The organism is Anaerobacillus sp. QJM3NY_17 (genome assembly GCF_056173665.1).
The window spans coordinates 3,750,111-3,772,139 of record NZ_CM149685.1 but is presented as its reverse complement, the minus strand read 5'-3'; the positions used below and the strand labels follow the sequence as shown (position 1 = coordinate 3,772,139).

General features: G+C 39.7%; 18 protein-coding genes and 1 pseudogene. 14 read left to right on the top strand and 5 right to left on the bottom strand.

Annotated features, from left to right (window positions below; translation table 11 throughout):
• Positions 1-57 precede the first annotated feature (57 nt).
• A complete protein-coding gene (locus AC0VYV_RS19420) occupies positions 58-624 on the bottom strand; it encodes a histidine phosphatase family protein (RefSeq protein ID WP_475374130.1) in 567 nt (188 codons plus the stop codon).
• 61 nt (positions 625-685) lie between these two features.
• Positions 686-2,650: a LuxR C-terminal-related transcriptional regulator gene (locus tag AC0VYV_RS19415; RefSeq protein WP_475374129.1), complete on the bottom strand. Its 1,965-nt coding sequence runs from the start codon at positions 2,648-2,650 to the stop codon at positions 686-688.
• Between the two features lie 136 nt (positions 2,651-2,786).
• Between AC0VYV_RS19415 and AC0VYV_RS19410 the strand changes: the two genes are divergently transcribed.
• Positions 2,787-3,164, top strand: coding sequence for a DUF4870 domain-containing protein (locus AC0VYV_RS19410; protein WP_430243373.1), 378 nt, complete (start codon positions 2,787-2,789; stop codon positions 3,162-3,164).
• A 56-nt stretch (positions 3,165-3,220) separates the two neighbouring features.
• Here AC0VYV_RS19410 and galU read toward each other — a convergent pair whose 3' ends face one another.
• Entirely contained in the window at positions 3,221-4,111 is an 891-nt protein-coding gene (galU, locus tag AC0VYV_RS19405) for a UTP--glucose-1-phosphate uridylyltransferase GalU (RefSeq protein WP_303534280.1), read from the bottom strand.
• Between the two features lie 855 nt (positions 4,112-4,966).
• On the opposite strand from galU, the gene AC0VYV_RS19400 reads away from it, so the two are divergent.
• The 9 genes and pseudogenes from AC0VYV_RS19400 to AC0VYV_RS19360 all read left to right on the top strand — a co-directional run bounded on the left by AC0VYV_RS19400 (position 4,967) and on the right by AC0VYV_RS19360 (position 14,353).
• Entirely contained in the window at positions 4,967-6,022 is a 1,056-nt protein-coding gene (locus AC0VYV_RS19400; RefSeq protein WP_430243374.1) for a glycosyltransferase family 2 protein, read from the top strand.
• Entirely contained in the window at positions 5,982-6,755 is a 774-nt protein-coding gene (locus AC0VYV_RS19395) for a CDP-alcohol phosphatidyltransferase family protein (protein WP_475365922.1), read from the top strand. The genes AC0VYV_RS19400 and AC0VYV_RS19395 overlap by 41 nt, the downstream gene beginning before the upstream one ends.
• 128 nt (positions 6,756-6,883) lie before the next feature.
• Entirely contained in the window at positions 6,884-7,279 is a 396-nt protein-coding gene (gene tagD / locus AC0VYV_RS19390) for a glycerol-3-phosphate cytidylyltransferase (RefSeq protein WP_194218652.1), read from the top strand.
• A gap of 47 nt (positions 7,280-7,326) precedes the next feature.
• Positions 7,327-9,486 carry a bifunctional glycosyltransferase/CDP-glycerol:glycerophosphate glycerophosphotransferase gene (locus AC0VYV_RS19385; protein WP_475374128.1) on the top strand — a complete coding sequence of 720 codons (2,160 nt, stop codon included), beginning with the start codon at positions 7,327-7,329 and terminating at the stop codon, positions 9,484-9,486.
• Between the two features lie 127 nt (positions 9,487-9,613).
• Positions 9,614-10,816, top strand: coding sequence for a CDP-glycerol glycerophosphotransferase family protein (locus tag AC0VYV_RS19380; RefSeq protein ID WP_475365920.1), 1,203 nt, complete (start codon positions 9,614-9,616; stop codon positions 10,814-10,816).
• A gap of 2 nt (positions 10,817-10,818) precedes the next feature.
• Entirely contained in the window at positions 10,819-11,622 is an 804-nt protein-coding gene (locus AC0VYV_RS19375) for an ABC transporter permease (RefSeq protein WP_226615391.1), read from the top strand.
• A gap of 15 nt (positions 11,623-11,637) precedes the next feature.
• Positions 11,638-12,423 (top strand): annotated as a pseudogene (tagH, locus tag AC0VYV_RS19370) (teichoic acids export ABC transporter ATP-binding subunit TagH); the annotation flags it as partial.
• Positions 12,424-12,619: 196 nt separating this feature from the next.
• Positions 12,620-13,648 carry a UDP-glucose 4-epimerase GalE gene (galE, locus tag AC0VYV_RS19365; protein WP_430243381.1) on the top strand — a complete coding sequence of 343 codons (1,029 nt, stop codon included), beginning with the start codon at positions 12,620-12,622 and terminating at the stop codon, positions 13,646-13,648.
• A gap of 138 nt (positions 13,649-13,786) precedes the next feature.
• Positions 13,787-14,353 carry a class I SAM-dependent methyltransferase gene (locus AC0VYV_RS19360; protein ID WP_475365919.1) on the top strand — a complete coding sequence of 189 codons (567 nt, stop codon included), beginning with the start codon at positions 13,787-13,789 and terminating at the stop codon, positions 14,351-14,353.
• A 126-nt stretch (positions 14,354-14,479) separates the two neighbouring features.
• Here the strand turns inward: AC0VYV_RS19360 and AC0VYV_RS19355 are convergent, their stop codons facing one another.
• Positions 14,480-15,694: a DHHW family protein gene (locus tag AC0VYV_RS19355; RefSeq protein WP_475374127.1), complete on the bottom strand. Its 1,215-nt coding sequence runs from the start codon at positions 15,692-15,694 to the stop codon at positions 14,480-14,482.
• A 21-nt stretch (positions 15,695-15,715) separates the two neighbouring features.
• Entirely contained in the window at positions 15,716-17,140 is a 1,425-nt protein-coding gene (locus AC0VYV_RS19350; protein WP_475365917.1) for an MBOAT family O-acyltransferase, read from the bottom strand.
• Positions 17,141-17,393: 253 nt separating this feature from the next.
• On the opposite strand from AC0VYV_RS19350, the gene AC0VYV_RS19345 reads away from it, so the two are divergent.
• From AC0VYV_RS19345 to AC0VYV_RS19330, 4 genes are all read left to right on the top strand, one after another.
• Complete coding sequence (locus AC0VYV_RS19345) at positions 17,394-18,686, top strand: ABC transporter substrate-binding protein (RefSeq protein WP_475365916.1); 1,293 nt, start codon at positions 17,394-17,396, stop codon at positions 18,684-18,686.
• 238 nt (positions 18,687-18,924) lie between these two features.
• On the top strand, positions 18,925-20,205 hold the full coding sequence (locus tag AC0VYV_RS19340; protein WP_430243389.1) for an ABC transporter substrate-binding protein: 1,281 nt from the start codon (positions 18,925-18,927) through the stop codon (positions 20,203-20,205).
• 61 nt (positions 20,206-20,266) lie between these two features.
• On the top strand, positions 20,267-21,118 hold the full coding sequence (locus AC0VYV_RS19335) for a carbohydrate ABC transporter permease (protein ID WP_159785293.1): 852 nt from the start codon (positions 20,267-20,269) through the stop codon (positions 21,116-21,118).
• A gap of 107 nt (positions 21,119-21,225) precedes the next feature.
• The gene (locus tag AC0VYV_RS19330; protein WP_475367522.1) at positions 21,226-22,017 is read left to right on the top strand and encodes a carbohydrate ABC transporter permease; all 792 of its coding nucleotides are present in this window, start codon (positions 21,226-21,228) and stop codon (positions 22,015-22,017) included.
• Positions 22,018-22,029 lie beyond the last annotated feature (12 nt).

Here is a 22,029-nt window from a genome sequence, read left to right as displayed (position 1 = left end):
AGTAAACCACACACTTGAACAGCATAAAAAATGACGGCGCATAAGGGCCGTCATTTTTTATGCTGTTCTTTCCCAAATACGCTCCACCTTCATTAACTCTTCTCCTTGAAAGGTGAGGCAATAGACATCAGGCATATCGAGATTTTCCCAAAAGTGTCTATCGTACTGATCATCGAAATGACTCATCATGAGAACCATTAAATTCCCATGAGTACCAATCACTACGCTTTTTCCTTTGTATGTTTTTAGTACGTTTTGTAGGGCGCTCACTCCTCGGCTACGAGCGAGTTCGTTGGATTCACCACCAGGGTAGCTAAACGTTTCATCTTGCCAAACAGCGTCGATCGCGGATTGAAAATCATCAACAGGTTGTCCAGCAAGTGTTCGCTCTTTAAATGCTTCTATAACTTTAATGTCTATCGAGTGATGTTTTGCGATGGCTTCAACTGTATGAATCGCTCGATTATAAGGGCTAGAAAGCACAACATCAATTTGTTTTTCTTTCATTAGATGTGTAAGGCTCTTTTCATCCCTGTTGCCCTTCGGTGATAATCCTCGTCCGTATTCATCAGGTGTATAAGAAGAATGAGCATGACGTACAAGATAAATTTTCGTTTCATTCATTTAGCGCTTCACCTCTTTAAAGGAGCGGGGGTCAGGTCCGCACCTGACCCCCGCTCTTCCATTATTTCCTCTCAAGCATAATACGCGTTAGCTGCGTGCGGTTCTTTACACCAGTTTTCTCATAAATTCGACTTAAATGCTTTTTGATAGTCACTTCGCTTAAGGAGAGTTCAGCAGCAAGATTAGCATTTGAGTATCCTTGGATGACGAGTGTAACAACTTCTTCTTCACGCGGAGTAAACTGAAATGGATGGTGTGGTGTTTCGGTTAGATTTACGCCGAGCGCCTGGGCGAATGTTTCAAGGTACTGGGAAAGACGAGCGTTTCTTAAATCAAGTTCATAAGTCCTGGAAGGTCGGTCTGGACCATAGTCAAAATGCATTGCCTCGTGTACTTCGCTGAAACGGAACTGCTCTAATAAATCTTGATAAAAAGGAAGCGGTGTCGATGCAACGAGAATTCCTTCTGTTAGAACAAGAGGCAGAAGATGATACAAAAGTGCCTGGCGATCTTCCATTTGACTCACATTTTTAACACCGAGGTATCGAATGACCCACCCTGCCGGCTTATCCTGAGACAAAATACTTTTTTCTTCTGCAGAAGACAGCCTCTTAAAATAACTTCTTGTAACAGGGCTTTGCTGTAGCTTCTTAAGCGTGCTGGACTGGATTGGAATAAGAAACGCGATTCCAATGACTTTTCCACCACGGTGACGTAGCAGTTTCACATGCTGAATCCCTACAGACTCAATCATTTCCTTCGTTATATAGGCTGATTGCTTATCACGGCTCTTTGGAACATGTTGCTGAAAACCCTTGGTACTTTGATCATCATCAAACAACGCTTCATTCATCGTGGGAGGACTCTTCAAATAAGGTAGGACCACGTCCCAATCGTCTGAGCTAGCAGATGTCATGCTATAAGTAGAGAGCGTGTCATGATCAAATAAAGAAGCACGCATCATTGGTTCACCAAGCAAGTAGAAGAATTCGCTAATTTCGGTGGAATCCATGACACGGTCATGCTTTAAAAAGGATCGACAATAGAGCAGGGCGCGTTTCCATAATTGATGATAATACGTGGGTTTTCTTCTACGCAGGTCGTCTCTCATTGCCCGTTGAAAAAGAGTGTTAAGCTGCCACCCTGACTCTGTTTCCTCAAAAAAGGAAAGGGATACGAGTGCTTCAAAATCTTTTCGCGAGATCGTTTGATCCAGCATTACTTCAAGCTTTTCCTGTTGAATGTAGTGACCAATCGACGCCACTTCTATGTAGGGAAGGAGGCGATCATCTTCAAGTTCACTTAGCCATTCTTGGACGACGGTTCTATAAATTTTCTGCTCATCCTTTTCATTCCATTCCTGCGTCTCGTTTAGTTTCTGAACGCAAAGCGATAATGCATAGGGATTACCAATTGAAAATTGCCAGGCTAACTTAGTGAGCTCTGGTTTAAGAGTGCGAAAGGCAGAATCATACTGTCCGATGCTGAAACCTTTTAATTCAATGGAAGTAATGAACGGATACCAGATCGATGCCCTCCAGGATTCCCTGAGCTTTTTACGTCCGCAAAAAATAAGAATGCTTGAAGAGGGAAGAGATGGAAGGAAAGATTGTCTAAACCATTCATCTAATTTCTCAAAGCGTTCATAGGAGTCAATGGCTATGACGAAACGAATTCCTTGTTGTTCAAGATGTTGAATATGCATATTAATTGCCTCAAGAGGCGAAATGTATAGGTTAGATGCTCCCATTTGCTCCAATAGTAATTGGAGAAAAGCGGATGGTTCAGCCTTTGAATACTGTGCGTTTACAAGGTAGAAAACAATATCTCTGTCTGACGCTTCCTTTTGATAATGCGTCATTAGCTCACTTTTTCCTGTCCCGGGCTGTCCATATACGGATAGAATGCTGCTACCGTTTTGATCTAGCAAACGAGAAAATACGGCTAACTCTTTTTCTCTCGTAATATTAAACGGAAAAGCCTTCGACTGAATTTGTTCTTGATTGGGGTTATCTGGAAGGTTCATCCTTATCACACTCCACTGAAAAAGTACTCGATTTTTGTCTAAGTAGTATACTTTCGTATACTACCCTCCAATTCCTTCTTTTGATAAAATTAATTTAAACAATATTCAGAATTTACAAAATAAGGGAGGTATCGCAGTGGAAACAGGGAATAACCCTGAAAAAATGGGCCAAACCCCTCGCAAAACATCGAGTGGTATGGAGGAAAATGTCGCAGGACTGTTGACCTATGTGCTGGGGTTCGTGACAGGTATTATTTTCTTGTTGATTGAAAAGGAAAACAAGTTTGTGCGTTTTCATGCCATGCAGTCGATCGTTGTGTTCGGAACATTATTTGTCGCAAGTCTTGTTATGAATGTGATTCCAATTATAGGATCGCTTGTCTCTCTTCTTATATTGCCACCGCTAAGCTTAATTGTTTGGATTGTCTTAATGGTAAAAGCTTATCAGGGACAGATGTATAAGCTACCGATTGGTGGTGAATTTGCAGAGAAACAGCTAGAGAAAATCAAATAATAAAAACCGCATTCCTCTATTATGGGAGGAGTGCGGTTTTTGTCTTACTTACTTATTTATTTCTTTGTTGTGAGTTCTTGATCCACAACTTGTTTTAAATAGTTCATCACATCTTTTTGGAGATCTGGACGATTAAGGGCAAAATCAACTGTTGCTTTTATGAATCCAAATTTATCACCAACGTCATAACGCTGACCTTCGAACTCATGAGCAAAGACTGCTTGCTGCTCATTTAGCACCTTAATCGCATCTGTAAGCTGAATTTCTCCGCCTGCACCTTTAGGTAGGTTCTCAAGAATGGAGAAGATTTCAGGAGTTAAGATATAACGTCCAAGAATGGCATAATTAGAAGGTGCCTCTTCAAGGGATGGTTTCTCAACGAGTGACTTAATTGGAATAATGCCGTTGTCAATTTGTTCTCCCTTAGGAGAGATGATTCCGTATTTAGAAACAGCATCGTCAGCCACTTGTTGAACACCTACGATTGAAGTGCGGTAACGATTGTAGCTATCCATTAGCTGGCCGATACATGGTTGGTCTGATTTTACAATGTCATCACCAAGGAGAACAGCGAAAGGTTCATTGCCGATAAAGCGGCTAGCACAATTAATGGCATGCCCAAGTCCTTTAGGTTCTTTTTGACGAATGTAGTGAATGTTAGCGAGATTAGAAATTTGTTGTACTTCTTTTAACATCTTGTCTTTTTGCTTCTTGATAAGCGTTTCTTCGAGCTCATATGATTTATCGAAATGATCTTCAATAGCACGCTTTCCGCGACCGCTAACGATGATAATGTCTTCAATTCCAGCAGCGACAGCCTCTTCTACAATATATTGAATCGTTGGCTTGTCCACGATTGGTAGCATTTCTTTTGGCTGTGCCTTAGTTGCTGGTAAGAACCTTGTTCCAAGACCAGCGGCAGGTATAATCGCCTTTCTAACTCTCATGTTGAATCCTCCCAGTAACTAATTGTTTTCAAAATCCCAATAAGTGCTTACTAATATTAACATATATCATGACTATTTTCCTGCATTTTCATAATGAAAAGACATGACGATAGGAAGACTTCACTCGAATTAGCCTAAAATCAAGAATCAACAATTTAAGCTAACGTAGCTTTCCAAATAAGAAGCCATTCTTCATTATCGTTAGCCTCCATAACAGATTTTTCGACAGCGATAGTCGGTATCCTTCTCATTTGGGTAATGTTATGATAAAGCATAACGAAATAACGCTTTCCTTTGTATTTATTGGGTCTTGTTTGCTTTTATTGACCTTTACTTCTCATTTCTTCATTGTTTTTAATTACATCTAAAAGGGTAATGTAGGTTAACTATGTATAAGTCTGTTTAAGCATAAAATGGATCATTTTTTTCAACGATAGAATCTCCTATTCCCATAGCAATCAAAAAGTATGTGCCGGATTTAGATTGCATAGGTCACTAAAGTACGTGATTCTAACTAAGCATCCATTTATTGCAAGTGATTGTAGGGCCACAATCTTAATGAGAGTGACGAAGGATGTCAGTATGTTAATTAAGACGTAAATGCATTATGAAATATTAAAATACTGCTCATTTCAAACTCGCTTTTCTGCGATAAGTCTTTGTTTATTCTTAGAAAACGACAGCAATGGCCAATGATTGTTCACACAATTGAAAGAAAATAAATTACTTTTCCCTTATTTTTACAATGATTCTTTAACCTGTATCATGTATACTTAAATATTAGATTGAAAAGGTTTATGTAAGTCTCTTAGATTAAAAGAGAGATAAGGCGAAGTTGTGAAGGGATGAAAAGAAATGAAAGAATTGTTCTTTTCCGTGCTTCTCGTCGTGAAGAATGAAGAGAGGTATATACGAAAGTTGCTGGAAGGTGTCTTGCAACAGGAGTTTCCTCAAGATTCATATGAAATTCTAGTAGTAGATGGAATGTCGTCCGATCGAACGAAGGATATTATAGAAGATGTTAGTAGTAAGAACCCGGGAAGAATACGGTTGTTTGAAAATCCGAAAGAGACGTTGCCGACAGGATGGAATCTTGCCATTCAAAACGCGAAGGGGCAATACATTCTTCGAGTAGATGGTCATACTATGATTCCAACTAATTTCCTTACGAGTTATTACGACTTAACTCAGCGTCAGCCAGATATGGACTGCGTTGGTGGAGTCATTCGAACAGAAGGAAAAGGGTTCTGGGGAACGATTAATGCTTATGTTTACTCACATCCTATGGGCGTTGGGAACTCTATGTTCCGCATCACAAAGAGCTCTAGCAAATGGGAAGGGCGAGTAGATACCGTGCCCTATGGCGCTTACAAACGTGAAGTGTTCCAGAAAGCCGGATTATTCAACGAAAACTTAAGAAGAAGTGAAGATATTGAATTTCATGCGAGAGTACGGAATCAGGGTGGCAAGTTTTATTTATCAAGCGAAATTGCTTCCACTTACTACGCAAGAGATAGTCTGAAAGCATTTGTTCAGAAATCCTATGCAGATGGAAAATGGGGTATTATTGCATCGAGAAGTACTCGAGGTGTGATGAGATTCCGACAGCTTGCTCCGTTAATAGCATTTCTAACTGGAACAGGTCTTGGAATTGGAGCGCTATTTAACAATGGGTTTCTAATCAGCTTAATCACGCTCGTTACTATTTATATGATGATGATCGGCATTTCTTCGCTAGGAGTTATTAAAAAACATGGTTTCCGCGCTTATTTCCCAACTGTGATGCAGTTCTTTTTGCTTCACTTTACGAGAGGACTTGGACTAGTAGGCGGATACTTTAGCAAACAATACTGGAAGGTGAAGACCGGTCATGAAAAATGGGCAAGAATTACTACCGACCACATTTCTTGATAATGAGACGATCCTTGCATATCGTAAGCAGTCTCAAACATTAAGTTACAAAGAAGACCTGTGGTCATGGTACGTACTGCGTCGAATTTCGATTTACCTTACAATTCTTTTTTGTAAGATGCGTATAAAACCAAATACGATAAGCTGGATGAGTGTATTCTTCATTCTCATTTCAGGCTTATCACTTGTGATCGCTACACCACTATCCATTATACTTGCGGCGCTCTTCTACAATCTCGGTTATCTACTTGATTGTGTAGATGGTGAAGTTGCTCGCATTACGAAGCAAACGTCGTCGAAAGGTTATTATATTGATATTATTATCCAAGCAGCTGCTCTACCTGTCTTTTTATCGATGGTTTTAACGGTATTAAGACAAGCTGGAATGCTAGATGTTAGTATTCTCGAAATGGTTCTTGTTTATGCGACGTTTGTTGCGATTATTATGGCATTACTCGTTCCGATTGCTTATCAATTAACGAAGCTGACGATGTCACAATCAACCACTCAAGATCCTGTTAATTCGATTCGAGATGGATCATTATTCTTTGATATTGTAGCTGTTCTGCTCGGTCTACCTGGTTTCTTTGTAGCTGTCGTTGTTATCATCATTGTTGAACAACTAACAGGAGTAGATCTGCTACTTTACTATATATCCTTTTTCCTTGCCATGCTTGTATTAAAGACAGGCCTACGGGTCTTCATTACATCACGTTCATTTGATAAAAGCTAATATTCAATATAAATCCATTATAAATCATAATGAACTCGCGTGATGTTAAGTGTTATTAAAGATTGTAAATTGTATGTTAATTCACGTCTCGTAAAAATTATTAAACACTACTAACTGGAGGGGTCGAAATGAAGAAGGTTTTGACTTACGGTACATTTGATTTATTGCATTGGGGCCACATTAATATATTGAAGAGAGCGAAAGATCTTGGTGATTATCTTATTGTAGCTATTTCAACAGATGAATTTAATGAAATTAAAAATAAAAAAGCATATCATAGCTATGAAAATCGCAAAATGATATTAGAAGCAATTCGCTATGTTGATGAAGTGATTCCAGAAGAACACTGGGAGCAAAAAGTAGATGACGTAAAAAATCACGATGTAGACATCTTTGTGATGGGTGATGATTGGGAAGGGAAATTTGATTTCTTGAAAGATCATTGTGAAGTCATTTATCTTCCTCGCACAGCGGGAATTTCGACATCGAAAATCAAGAAAGAGCTACTTGTATCTAACGGATAAGCAATTGTAGAAAGAAAGAATAAATAGTTGAGGTGCTAGGAATTGTTATGGGACAAATTAGTGTAATAGTAACCGTTTATAATAAAGAAGACTATATCGAAAAATGCCTTGCTTCCCTATTACAGCAGACTTTTCAGGATATAGAAATCATTCTGATTAACGATGCATCAACTGATAATAGTAAGGGGATTATTGAGCGTTACAGCGATTCGAGAATGACTTGCTATCATCTAGATAAAAATGTTGGTGTCTCAAAAGCGCGCAACATGGGGATCGAGTACGCTTCAAGCGAGTTTATCTATTTTGTTGACGGTGACGATTACCTGGCGCCATACACACTAGACCTTCTCCTAAACAACATAGGAGAAGATCACTTCATTGGTGGTTCTATTTTCAAAGCTGGAAAAATTGCTATTCCAATGGAAATCGGGGAAGATTCCTACTATTTGCGTAGATTAAGTGGTGGAAGAAAAATCAAAGCACTTCGTCGTAGGAGTGCTACTAACTTGTTGCTACGCAAAGACTTTGTGGATGTTCATGAGCTTCGTTTTGATGAACAAGCTACCTTTTACACGGACCTTACCTTCTCCATTCCAGCAATAGTAAATACAGAGGAGATTCCGATGATTACAGGCGTTCCCACTTATTTAAAAGGAGAATGCTATGATCCGATCGACCACCCAACTCTCATGCTCCATTCTGTAGAGGAGAAGTTGCCTGATTTATTTTATGTCTATCATAAAATGAAGATGTCGTACGCTGATACGAAAAGCATTAGTCGCTATTTGGACCTTCTCTTGTTAAATTATTATTCAAAGAGCATAACTAATAAAGCCGTGAAGAACTCTAACGTTTTGTTTGATCATTTCACTGCTTTAAAGAACAGTCTCTCTTTAGTAGCACCTGGAAGGATTAAGAGACGGAATATCATCGAACGAAGAGAGCATCGTCTTCTACAAAAGGGGAAAAAAGAAGCCGTTCTGAAGTCAATGATGTTTCGAGTACGCTTAAGGCAGTGGCGTAGATCATTGAGGAAGAAACACTTACTCATGCGTCAGCTTTACCGAACGGTTCTTGTGAAAATGCCAATGAAACCGAAAAAAGTACTTCTTGAGAGCTTCGGTGGTAAGGGGTATTCAGATAGCCCTCGCTACATTTATGAAGAACTGTTAAAAAGCGATCATAAGTATGATTATTTATGGGTTTATGATAAAAAGAAAAAGGATATACCGGGGAATCCTAAGCAGGTGAGACGCTTAACCCCCGCTTACTATTACCATCTTGCGACTGCCAAGTACTGGGTATCGAATGCCAGAATGCCAAACTTTGCGATTAAACGTCCTGAGACAGTTTATTTACAAACATGGCATGGTACACCGCTCAAAAAACTGGCAGCTGATATGAAAGAAGTACGTATGCCTGGCACGACAACAGAAAAATATAAGCGGAACTTTTACAATGAAGCACAAAAATGGGACTATCTCGTTTCGCCAAATGATTATTCGACTTCTATTTTCAGAAGAGCCTTTAAGTTCGGGAAAGAAGTTCTTGATGTGGGCTATCCGAGAAACGATATCCTCTATCTTGAGGATGAAGAAAAAGCTAGACGTCAGCAGGAAATAAAGGCTAAACTTGGTATTCCTGCTGATAAAAAAGTCATTCTTTATGCCCCAACGTGGCGGGATGACGAGTTTCACGGTAAGGGGAAGTATAAGTTTGATTTAAAGCTGAACCTTAGCGAAATGCAGGAACGTCTTGGTGACGAATATGTGATTGGTCTACGCATGCATTATTTAATTGCAGAGCATATTGATACGACTGGAATGAGCGATTTTGTATACAATTTATCTGACTACGGAGATATTGCGGAGCTTTATTTATTATCAGATATTCTGATTACTGATTATTCATCCGTATTCTTTGATTTCGCAAATTTACGTCGTCCCATTTTATTTTTCACTTATGACATTGAAAAATATCGCGATTCTCTTCGCGGATTCTATATGGATTTTGAGAATGAAGCACCAGGTCCGCTTCTTAAAACGTCGGACGGTGTCATAGATGCGATTGAGCATATCGATAAAATAGAAGCTACCTATCAAAGCAATTTTGATGCATTCTATGATAAATATTGTCATCTTGATGATGGGCACGCTTCTAGAAAAGTAATTAATAGGGTATTTGAGCCCGAGAAAGCTGAAATGTAGATAGACTTTAGAGAAACAGGGTACTGCCGCTGGTGAAGGCGATATGGCACTATCCTGTTTTTTCAAAGCGACAGCGCATTTCGAATAGAGGTAATCTACTACTAGTCGGGAGTATGGTGTCCATTTCATGAAAAAGCTATTGAGAATGTTGAAAATATATCCGTTAATGAAGGCGTTTAGTCGACTTCTTTTTGTGGCGTTGGGCCGTTTTCCAGCAAACAAGCGCCTTGTTATTTTTGAGAGCTTTTCTGGAAAGCAGTACAGCTGTAATCCAAGGGCGATCTACGAATATCTGTTAGAGCACGACTATGATTTAGACATGATTTGGAGTGTTGAAGAATCTCATGCTGAGTCTTTCCGTAAAAGGGGTATACCTACTGTAAAGCGTTTTTCGCTAAGATGGTTTTATCTCATGGCTCGTGCTCGTTATTGGGTGACTAATAGTCGGATGTCGCTTTGGATTCCTAAGCCTTCTCACACTGTCTATGTACAAACTTGGCATGGAACGCCGCTTAAGAAGCTTGCAGGTGATATGGAAGAAGTGTACATGCCTGGAACAAACACGCTTTCCTATAAAGATAATTTCTATAAGGAAGCAGCGAAGTGGGATTACTTAATCTCGCCGAATCGGTACTCATCTGAGATTTTTGAGAGAGCATTTGGTTTTAAGAAAAAAATGGTAGAATCGGGCTATCCACGTAATGATCGTCTTCATCTTGAAAATCATCAAGAAAAAATTGATGCATTGAAAGTGGAGTATAGCATTCCTACAGAAAAAAAAGTGGTTCTTTATGCCCCAACCTGGAGAGATGATGAATTTTATCAACCGGGGAAATATAAACATGAGCTGAAATTAGATCTTGATTTATTGAGACGTGAAATCGGCGAGGAATATGTTATTGTATTAAGGATGCACTATTTAATTGCAGAGCAGTTTGATCTTTCTCCATATGAAGGATTTGTTTTTGATTTATCACTTGGTGTCGATGTCAATGATCTCTATTTAATTTCTGATGTGTTGATTACAGATTATTCATCTGTCTTTTTCGATTATGCTAATTTGAGGAGACCAATTATTTTCTTCGCTTATGATCTTGCTTCATATCGTGATAAATTGCGTGGCTTTTACTTTGATCTTGAAGAAGAGGCGCCAGGTCCTGTCGTGACAACATCTGAAGAAGTTTTACACGCCATTCAAACGTTTGAAAATGAAGGATTTGGCGTATTTGAAGAAAAGTATAACGATTTCTATAACACTTATTGTTACCTTGAAGGAGGGTCTGCTACCAAAAAGGTTGTTGACCAAATTTTTGTTAGTGAGGCAAAATAAGCATGAATTCTATGATTGCAGTTTTAAAAGAACAAGTTAGCAACTTCTACCTAATTAATCGGCTTTCGGTTTATCAGGTAAAGAGCACGAATAGCAATAATTATCTTGGTATGGTTTGGGAGATTCTAAATCCCCTTTTCCAAATGAGTATTTACTGGTTTGTATTTGGCTTTGGAATACGAAACGGGAACCCGGTTGATGGCGTCCCATTTGTTCTATGGATGTCCGCTGGTCTTGTTGTATGGTTCTTCTTTAATCCTGCTGTTATTCAAGGATCAAAGTCGATTTATACTAGGATATCAATGGTATCCAAAATGAACTTTCCAATGAGTACGATTCCGAGCTATGTGATTATGTCAGTCTTTTATCAACATTTGATTTTACTTGGTATATACTTTGCAGCAGTGTTATTAACTGGCCAGGGGGTATCCTGGCATTTGCTTCAACTACCGTATTATATGTTTGCTTTAATTATTCTCATTTTTGCCATCTCTCTCATTACGTCGACGCTATCGACAATCGTTCGAGATGTGCACAAAATGCTTCAGTCGTTTATTCGGATGTTTCTTTATTTAACACCAATTTTATGGACAATTGATGATCTTCCTGGATTTATTCAGATTGGGATGAAACTTAATCCGCTATACTATATAGTGGAAGGCTACAGAGATGCACTTCTCGGCATGGGCTGGGTTCATCAGACACTGCAATATACCCTTTACTACTGGGTAGTCGTTGTGCTCTTACTGATGATTGGTTCCTACCTGCATATGAAGTTCAAGAGTCATTTCGTAGACTATATTTAATAAGGACTGTCGTTTATGAGTTATTCAGTTAAATTAAACGGGATTACGAAAAAATATAAAATGCACAGGCAGAACTCTGATAAGCTCAAGGATATTCTTCTCCCTGGTGGCTACGGGGAGGATTTCTATGCCATTCGTGATTTAACATTTGAAGCAGGTGAAGGTGATGTCGTTGGTATCATCGGAGTGAACGGGTCCGGGAAATCAACGTTCTCAAACCTTGTCGCTAATATCACGCCACCAACTAGTGGGGAAATTGACGTAAAAGGTGATGTTTCCCTTATCGCTGTTTCTGCTGGCTTAAATAAAGAGCTAACAGGGCGCGAGAATATCGAATTGAAGCTGCTTATGATGGGATATAAGAAAGACGTTATTGAAAAGATGAAGCCTGACATTATTGATTTTGCAGATATCGGTAAATTTATCGATATGCCTGTTAAAAAATATTCCAGTGGTATGAAATCACGTCTAGGTTTTTCAATATCCATTAGCGTTGACCCAGATGTTCTGATCGTCGATGAGGCCCTTTCTGTAGGTGACAAGACGTTTGCCGATAAGTGCCTTGTCAAAATGGAGGAGTTTAAGGAACGAGGAAAAACAATTTTCTTTGTTAGTCATTCAAACGGCCAGATGAAGAAGTTTTGTAATAAAGCAATCTGGCTTGAACATGGCACGATCCGTGAGTATGGCGCAATGAAAGATATCATGCCGAAGTATGAAGCTTTTATTAAAGAGTATAAATCGTGGTCGAAAGAAGAAAAGCGTCGCTTCAAAGAAGAAGGAATGAAGAAGCAGGAAGGTCTTTTAGCTGCTGATTCAGAAGAGAAAGGAAAACGAAAGAAATCCAGACTCTTGTCTAGATGATTTGCTTCCTTCTATAGCAGAATCGCTCTCATAGAGAGCGATTTTTTCATTATTTGCGCTGAATTTATGGGAATGAATGTGATATGATGAGAAGGAATTTTTTGGTGACATAACAAGAAGTGGGGGAGTAAGAATGGCTATATTAGTAACAGGCGGTGCTGGATATATTGGAAGTCATACGTGTGTTCAGTTACTTAATCAAGGTTCCGATATTGTTGTCGTGGATAACTTTTCGAATAGTAAAATGGAATCGCTTGATCGTGTGAAAGAGTTAACTGAGCGAGATTTTCCGATTTATGAAGTGGATCTACTTGATCGATCTTCTTTAGAAATGGTGTTTGAAGAAAATGAAATTGAAGCAGTCATTCATTTTGCAGGCTTGAAAGCTGTTGGCGAATCGGTTTCCATGCCACTTCATTATTACCATAATAACTTAACAGGGACGTTCATTCTTTGTGAAGTGATGGAGAAATTTAACGTTCGAAACATTGTGTTTAGCTCATCTGCAACCGTTTATGGTATGCCTGATCTTATGCCAATCACTGAAGAAGCCCCTTTAAGCGCAACGAATCCGTATGGACAAACGAAGCTCATGATTGAACAGATTCTTCGTGATCTTCATGTTTCTGATTCAAACTGGAGCATTGCCCTTCTTCGCTATTTCAATCCAATCGGAGCTCATGTGAGCGGAAGAATTGGGGAAGATCCTAACGGGATTCCAAATAACCTCATGCCGTATATTAGTCAGGTTGCGGTTGGAAAACTCGAAAAGCTTAGCGTGTTTGGAGATGACTACGATACAGCAGATGGTACAGGCGTTCGTGATTATATCCATGTGGAGGATCTGGCTAACGGGCATTTGAAAGCGTTAGAGCATATCCTAGGTACAACGGGAGTAGAAGCGTATAACCTTGGCACGGGAAATGGGTATAGCGTGCTTCAGATGGTGAAGGCTTTTGAAGAAGCGACTGGGAAAGAAGTGAAGTACTCCATTGCTCCGCGCCGTCCTGGCGATATTGGAGAATGCTATGCAGATCCGGCGAAAGCTGAAGCTGAGCTTGGCTGGAAAGCGGAAAAAGGCATTGAAGAAATGTGCCGCGACACGTGGCGCTGGCAGTCGGAAAATCCTGATGGGTATAAGAGGGGTCAGGTGCGTACCTGACCCCCACGGAGGACAGCTGTCTTTCTATAGAGGACACTAAAGCCCGCTCATTAATGAGTGGGCTTTAGTGTTTAAATATTGTATATCTGCCAGTAGGGTTGTGAAGAATTAGAAAGAAATTCTAAGGAGGTTCTCGTTGTGGCTGGTAAACGATTCAAACCAGGTAATGCGGATCGACTACTTGATCCGAAACGAAAGGAAATTATTTCACCTGAACAAGTTATCGCTCATCTTGGTGTAAAGGCAACCGATCATGTAGCTGATTTAGGAGCGGGTAATGGGTATTTTACATTGCCGTTATCGGAAGCAGCTGAAAAGGTTTATGCGGTTGATATTGAAAAGCAGATGCTAGATCTTCTTCAGAAGCGTGTTTCAGAAGAAGATCTAGCTGGACATATCGAGTACGTTGTCAGTAGCCTAGAGCAGATGAATTTGGCAGATCACGTCGCTGACAAAGCGATTGCGGCGTTTGTGATTCATGAAGTGCCCGATCTTACGAGAGCATTCCAAGAATTTAAGCGAATTATTAAGGCGGGACAGAAATTGCTTGTACTTGAATGGGAAGCCATTGAAATGGATATGGGCCCACCACTTCATGAGCGAATTTCTTCTGAGAAGATGATGCAGATTTTTAAAGAGAATGGACTTGAACCTCAAATACACCATTTTCATGAGTCTGTATATGGGGTAACTGCGGAAGTATGAGGGGAGGGTCAGGTGCGTACCTGTCCCCAACAAAAGACAGCTGTTCTCAAAACAAAGACAAAAAAACCAACTCTCTTCATTGAGAGCTGGTTTCATTTATTTTGCTCAACTAAAACTTCGTTCGATTTAGTCTTCCATTGGTGTTGAGAAGCGGAAGGATTCGCCTTGAAGCATGGCGTAATTATACAAGAACAGGACTACATCAAAATCCTTATCCGCCATATACTCTGTTAATATCTGATCATCGTTATAACGGATATCATAAACAGTCGTATTGGAGAAATGCTGGGCAATGTGGAACGCAATTGGGTTTGCGTAGGAATCTTTTAAAATCAATAGTCGACTTTCTTCTTGAACGGCAGGGTTCTCGATTGTAATTTCAGCTGTATTGTTCATGTACAGCCCACCAAAATCGATAGGATCGTTATCTCTAAATATGTCTGTACCATAGACCTGTTTAAATGTACGCTCTTTGCCGTTCCAGGTAATTTGATAGTTATCAAATAGATTATCTTTAGGTAACATGTGACAGATCTTTTCACCTGTTGCATCAACCGTTAAATAAAGCTGATTATTATAGCTTCCAATAAATTGTTTGTCGTTATAACACTTTAATTCATAGTCACTGTCGTCTTCGTTCATGTTTGTGTAGTAAGTTGAATTCTCAGAGAGAAGGTCTGCTACTTTTTGATAGCCTTCAAACGCCCCAAACATGTTCCAGTGATGGTCTGTCTTGAAGTAGCGCTCTTTCAATTCATCATCAGTATATTCTTCTTTAAATTCTTTCCCAACATCAACTGTTGGGATGCTCTTTTGGTTAAATTTTGAGAAAAAGTAATCTTTCTTTTCTATTCCTGTTCCCTCTTCAATATAAGACGGCAGGATGTCGATGGTATTCACTTTATGAGGAAGAGAAGCAAAATAAACTTCCTTACCCTCATCCTTTATCGTTGTCGCAAATTCATTTAAGTTATCAACTGCCTCATCAATAGGGGTAGAAGGCTTACTATAACTCGGTTTTGGGATGATCCAATTCGAGTCAGATACATAGTAATCAAAAATATAGGTTTTGTTCGTCATTTGCTGATATTGAAGATATGATTTCAACCAGATATTTCGACCGGGAAACTGATCAAGAAAATACGATTCAAAATCGTTCATGTATTCTCCGTTCGAAACATTCTCAATCGAAAGGTCAGGTTTTTGAGCTAGTTCTCTTTTTTCTACGTCAGATACTTCAATATCTGCTGAAACTGTAAGATAGAAGAAAACGGTAAAGATAAACGCAAAGAATAAGATAATGAGCATCCACTTCCTTGCCTTTTCAAGTCGCTGAATCATAGCAAAGCTCCTTTATTGGCATTAAAACCTGAAATAAATAAATGGGTTGTAACTAGAATTGACTAATCGAACCATAGCGAAAATCATTAGCGTCATATAAATCGCTGGTTCTGAGAAAAGCGTGACGACCTGTAGTCCCTTTGCTTTCGTCGCCATTCGATTGTAAATGTTGCCGATATTCGCTATGAAAGGTGTGCTGAAAATAACGCCAGCTAGGAATAACACCCAGTTATCATTCCACTGCAATAGGAACATTGAATCTGCGAAAGCAGCCTGATTAAAGCCGAACATCGTTTGTAAGTATTCAAATGAATACGTAAAGTTATCAGCGCGGAAAAAGACCCAGCCGATCATGACGAGCAGTAGGACATAGATATGTTGAAGAGGCGACCATAGGCGACTTAACCATTTACCAAATCCGAGGCTTTCAATTACGATAATTGCCCCGTAGTAGAATCCCCAGGCCATAAACGTCCAGCTAGCGCCATGCCAGAACCCAGTAATCGTCCACACGATTAGAAGATTACGTACCTGCACAAGCTTTCCATGGCGATTCCCACCTAGTGGGATATAAACGTAATCTTTGAACCATGTCCCAAGAGAAATGTGCCATCTTCTCCAGAATTCTGAAATGCTTTTAGATATGTAGGGGTATCGAAAGTTCTCTAGAAAATCAAAGCCAAACATTTTTCCTAGACCAATGGCCATGTCACTATACCCTGAGAAATCAAAGTAAATTTGTAGTGTGTAAGCAATAACACCAATCCACGCCATCATCACGCTCATTTCACCTGCGGGAGTGTTAAATGCCTGATCCGCAACAACTGCGAAACTATTAGCTAACAGTACTTTTTTTGATAAACCAATAATAAATCGTTTGATTCCTTCGTGTACCTTATCAGCAGTTATAGAGCGAGAATGAATTTGTTGATCAACGGTGTTGTATCGAACAATTGGCCCTGCAACGAGCTGTGGGAAAAGAGAGATATAAAGAGCTAGTGAGAAAACATTTTTCTGAACGGGTGCGTCTTTTCGATAAATATCAATGACATAGCTCATCGCTTGGAATGTAAAAAACGAGATTCCAATTGGAAGAGGCAGCTCTCCAAGTTCAAAACTTGTCCCAAAGGAGCCATTAACATTAGCTAATACGAAGCCTGCGTACTTAAAGTAACCAAGAATTGCAATGTTACCGACGATCGATAACGTTAGGAGGAATTTTTTTATTGCGAGCTGATTATGAAAATAGCCAATTCCTCTCCCAAAACCATAGTTCATTATAATAGAGAAGAGCATCAGAAAGACATACTGTGGTTCTCCCCATGCGTAGAAAACAAGACTAGCAATAAGAAGCACGATGTTTCGAAAACTTTTTCTAGCAAAAAAATAAGAAAATAAGACGATCGGCATAAAAGCAAATAAGAAAACGAGATTACTAAATACCATATAGCTCCTCCAATAATTAAATATAATCCACCTAATACTATAGCATTTATACCTTTGAAATTTGCTTTTCTTCAATATTTTACAAAAACTTAAAATACATGAGGCAGAATGAAAAGAATATAGCCGTCAAAAAGTAAATTAATCAGTAAATATTTACTTGACTATAGTCCTTTTGTACCTTAATCTATAAATATGAATGCGCTTTCATTTATGTTGTTCGGTGTTTTTTAGTAAACAAACAGGAGGGGTTATTTTGAGAAAGGTAATCGGTCGAGTTAGTTTCTTGCTTATTCTGATGTTAGTTCTCGGTGCTTGTTCTAGTGATAATAGCTCAAGTGAAGGGTCGGCGGGAGACGGAGATAGTAATGGTAAAAAGGTGACAGCATGGGCATGGAACATTAATGTTCCAGTTCTTGAAGAAGCGGCAGAGAAGTTTAAAAAAGAAAATCCGGATTTTGAACTAGAGGTTGTGGAACTCGGTCGTGAAGATGTTTATTCGAAATTAACGACTGGCCTTCAAGCTGGAGGGAAAGGGTTGCCAGATATCGTACTTGTCGAGGATGATCGTATTCAGGGTTATATGGAAACATTCCCCGATGCGTTCGTAAATGTATCTGATAAGGGGTTTGATGAAAGCAAGGATAGCTTTCCTACTTATAAAACAGACCTTCTTTCAAAAGAAGATGCAATGTATGGTTTCCCATTTGATGGTGGTCCAACGGGCGTTTTTTATCGAACAGATTACTTTGAAGAAGCTGGTGTAAATCCCGATGATATTAAGACATGGGATGACTTTATTGAAGCGGGGAAAAAGATCAAAGAAGCTACAGGAAAAGCAATGCTTGGCCTTGATTTGAATGGTGATGACGGTCTTTATCGTATGATGATGACGCAGCAAGGAACATTCTATTTTGATGATGAAAAGAATGTGAACTTCACTTCTGAAGAATCTAAAATGGCGGCAGAAAAAGTACAAATGATGAAAGAAGCTGGACTAGTTAAAGATACAGTGGGTTGGGACGCGTGGATTAGTGCAATGGCACAAGGTGATGTTGCGACGGCTCCTTCTGGCGCGTGGTTGAGCGGTTCTATTACACAGCAAGCTAAAGACACAGAAGGTAACTGGGGAGTGTTTAAGCTTCCGGCGTTTGAAGAAGATGGAAACCGTGCAGCGAACCTTGGTGGAAGTAACTATGTGATTACAAGCGCGAGCAAGAATCAGGATATGGCTTACGATTTCATGGAATTCTTTACTACTAGTGATGACGTACAGCTAACGGCGATGGACAATGGTTTATTTCCAACGCTGAACACGATTTATGAAAATGATGCATTCACAAAGGATGTGGAATTCTTTAGCAATCAGTCAATCTGGGAGCTGTTTGCAAGCGAGATGAATGATATTCCTTCTGTGAACTATACAGGTAATTATGCGCTTGCAAGTGATGAGTCAATCAAAGCACAATCCGAAGTGATGAATGGTCAGAAATCGATTGAAGAGGCTTATAAAGCGGCTGAAGATCGGTTGAGGAATCGGATTCAATAATAGTGCGGGGGTCAGGTACGCACCTGACCCCCTATAAAGACAAAAAGAAGAAAGTGTCCGTAATAGATGGACACTTTCTTCTTGTGTAACAACTTCCATTAATTGTTAAGTAAATAAAGTAGTAAACTTTTAGTAAAAGTTTACTTGACTATGTTTACCTCTTCGACTATTCTAATAAGTGTAGACGCTTTCATTACGAATTTTGAAAGTTTTCAGTAATTAATTGGAGGGGTAGTCGATGAAGAAGGTAACGGGTCTAGTTAGTATAAGTATGATGCTTGTCTTAAGTCTGTTTCTTGCGGCGTGTGGGAATGGTGGAGATGATAGTGAAGGATCAGGCGATAGCAATAAAGTAACAGCTTGGGCTTGGAATATTAATGTACCGGTGCTTGAAGAAGCAGCCGAGAAATTTAAAGAAGAAAATCCGGATTTTGAACTAGAAGTTGTTGAAATGGGTACTGACGATGTTTACTCGAAGTTAACAACTGGTCTTCAAGCAGGAGGTAAAGGTTTACCAGATATCGTTCTTGTGGAAGATGACCGCGTTCAAGGTTATATGAGTGCTTTTCCGGACGCATTTGTAAACGTTTCCGATAAAGGATTTGACGAAATGAAAGAGAGCTTCCCGTCTTATAAGACAGAGCTTGTTTCAAAAGACGGCGCCATGTACGGATTCCCGTTTGACGGTGGACCAACAGGAGTTTTCTATCGCACCGATATTTTTGAAGAAGCTGGCGTAAATGCGGAAGATATTAAAACGTGGGATGACTATATCGAAGCTGGTAAAACAATTAAAGAAAAAACGGATAAAGCAATGATTGGTCTTGATCTGAACGGTGATGACGGTCTTTATCGTATGATGCTCAATCAGCAAGGCACATTCTACTTTGACGATGAGAAAAATGTAGCCCTCACTTCAGAAGAGTCAAAAAAAGCAATGGAAGTACAAAAGAATCTAAATGAAGAAGGACTAGTTAAAGAAACAGTAGGTTGGGACGCATGGATTAGCGCTATGACTAGTGGAGATGTTGCGACAGCTCCATCGGGTGCATGGTTGTACGGTTCGATCACTCAGCAGGGCAAGGATACTTCAGGAAAATGGGGATTAATTGAGCTACCGGCGTTTGAAGAAGGTGGCAATCGCGCATCTAACTTGGGCGGAAGTAACTACATGATTCCTAGTGCAAGCGACAATGCTGATCTAGCGTATGATTTTATGGAATTCTTCTCAACAGATGAAGATGTTCAATTAACTGCAATGGAAGGTGGTTTGTTCCCTTCACTAAACACGATTTATGGTAACGAGGCATTTACAAAAGAAGTTGAGTTCTTTAACAATCAGCCGATCTGGAGTCTACTTGCTGACGAAATGGATAGCATTCCTGCTGTTAACTACACAGGAGACTATGCCGTAGCGAAGGATGAAGCTGTTAAAGCGCAATCTGAAATTGCGAACGGTAAAGGCATTGAAGAAGCATTAAAAGCTTCAGAAGATCGTTTGAAAAACCGTATTCAATAAGCTACAGAAATCATCAGGGGTTGATTCATTTCGACCCCTGTCATGTTAAGGTGGGATATTCATGAATCGAGCGAAACGTTTTCCATATTTATTCGCAGCTCCGGCCATTCTGCTTTTCCTAGCATTTACCGTCTATCCGATTATCGCTTCCTTCGTTCTCAGTTTTCAGGAACGAGTTGGTGGAGAATACGTTTTTGCAGGATTGAAAAACTATACGCGTCTCTGGAATGATGATATTTTCTGGACGGCGATGCAGAACACATTCATTATCTTTGTTGTTCAAGTCCCAGTTATGATCATTCTTGCAATGGTACTAGCCAACGTGTTGAACAACCAGTTGTTAAAGCTAAAAGGATTTTTCCGCGTCTCATTCTTTCTTCCGGCTGTCACATCGCTTGTAGCTTACTCGATTTTATTTTCGATCATGCTTCAAGAAGAAGGAATTATTAACACGGCATTAAGCTACATTGGGATTACCGCAATTCCGTGGTTATCTGATCCGTTTTGGGCAAAGGCTTCGATCATTATCGCCATGACGTGGAGATGGACAGGATATAACATGGTTATTTTCTTAGCAGCTCTTCAAAACATTCCAGAAGATTTATACGAAGCCGCTTCTCTTGATGGAGCGAATAAGTTTAAGCAATTTTTCTACATTACTGTTCCACAACTAAAACCCGTTATTCTTTTTGCAGGTATTCTGTCAACCATCGGAACGCTTCAGCTTTTCGACGAGCCATTCAACTTAACAGGCGGTGGACCGGCGGATTCAACGATGACCCTTGGACTTTATATTTACCAGAGTGGATTTGAATACTTTGATTTCGGCTACGCTTCCGCAATTGCATACGCGGTTGTTGTGATGGTTGGTATTCTCTCCATTATCCAATTTAAGATAGCAGGTGATGATTAATGGCTAAGAACCTTGAGGTAATTGAACAGTCGACGAATAAACTCACCCTTGCTCAAAGGCAACAAAAGAAACCTAAGAAAAAGAAAAATAAGCTAAAAGCCGTTTGGATGTATACGCTACTAAGCATCTTCCTTGTTGTTTCGATCTTCCCGTTCTACTGGATGTTTATCGGGGCGACGAACGACTCTAGTAAAATGTTTACGAACCCGCCAACGCTTTTACCTGGCGATCAGTTTATGACGAACTTAACCAATCTAAATGAGTCAATTGGTATTTTCAGAGTACTGTTTAATTCTCTCTTCGTCTCAGGACTTTATGTAGTGATTTCCCTTGCAGTTTGTGCGAGCGCAGCCTACGTTCTAGCGAAGTACAACTTCAAAGGGAAAAAGTTCATCTTTACTGCATTCTTGCTTTCCATGATGATTCCTTACCAGGCAACACTGATACCGTTGTTCCAAATGATGTCTGATTTTAATCTATTAAACACGTACTTTGCAGTTATCGCACCGCAATTGTGCTTCCCATTTGCGATTTTCTTATTAAGACAGAACTTCCTGGCATTCCCTACAGAGTTGATGGAGTCAGCACGTCTTGATGGCGCAAGCGAAACGCGTATCTTTATCTCGATCGTCATTCCATCGATGCGACCAGCTTTAGCAGCTGCTTCGATCTTCCTTTTCATGACGCAGTGGAACAACTTTATGTGGCCGCTCGTTGTATTGAATACGAACGATATGTACACATTCCCTGTTGCGCTATCTAGCTTAATGGGACTCTCTTATATCGACTACGGTCAAGTGATGATGGGCGTTACGTTAGCGACTGTTCCGATCATTGCATTCTTCTTAACACTGCAAAAACAATTTATTTCAGGTATGCTCGGAAGCGCCTTGAAATAGTAGGAGGCTGTT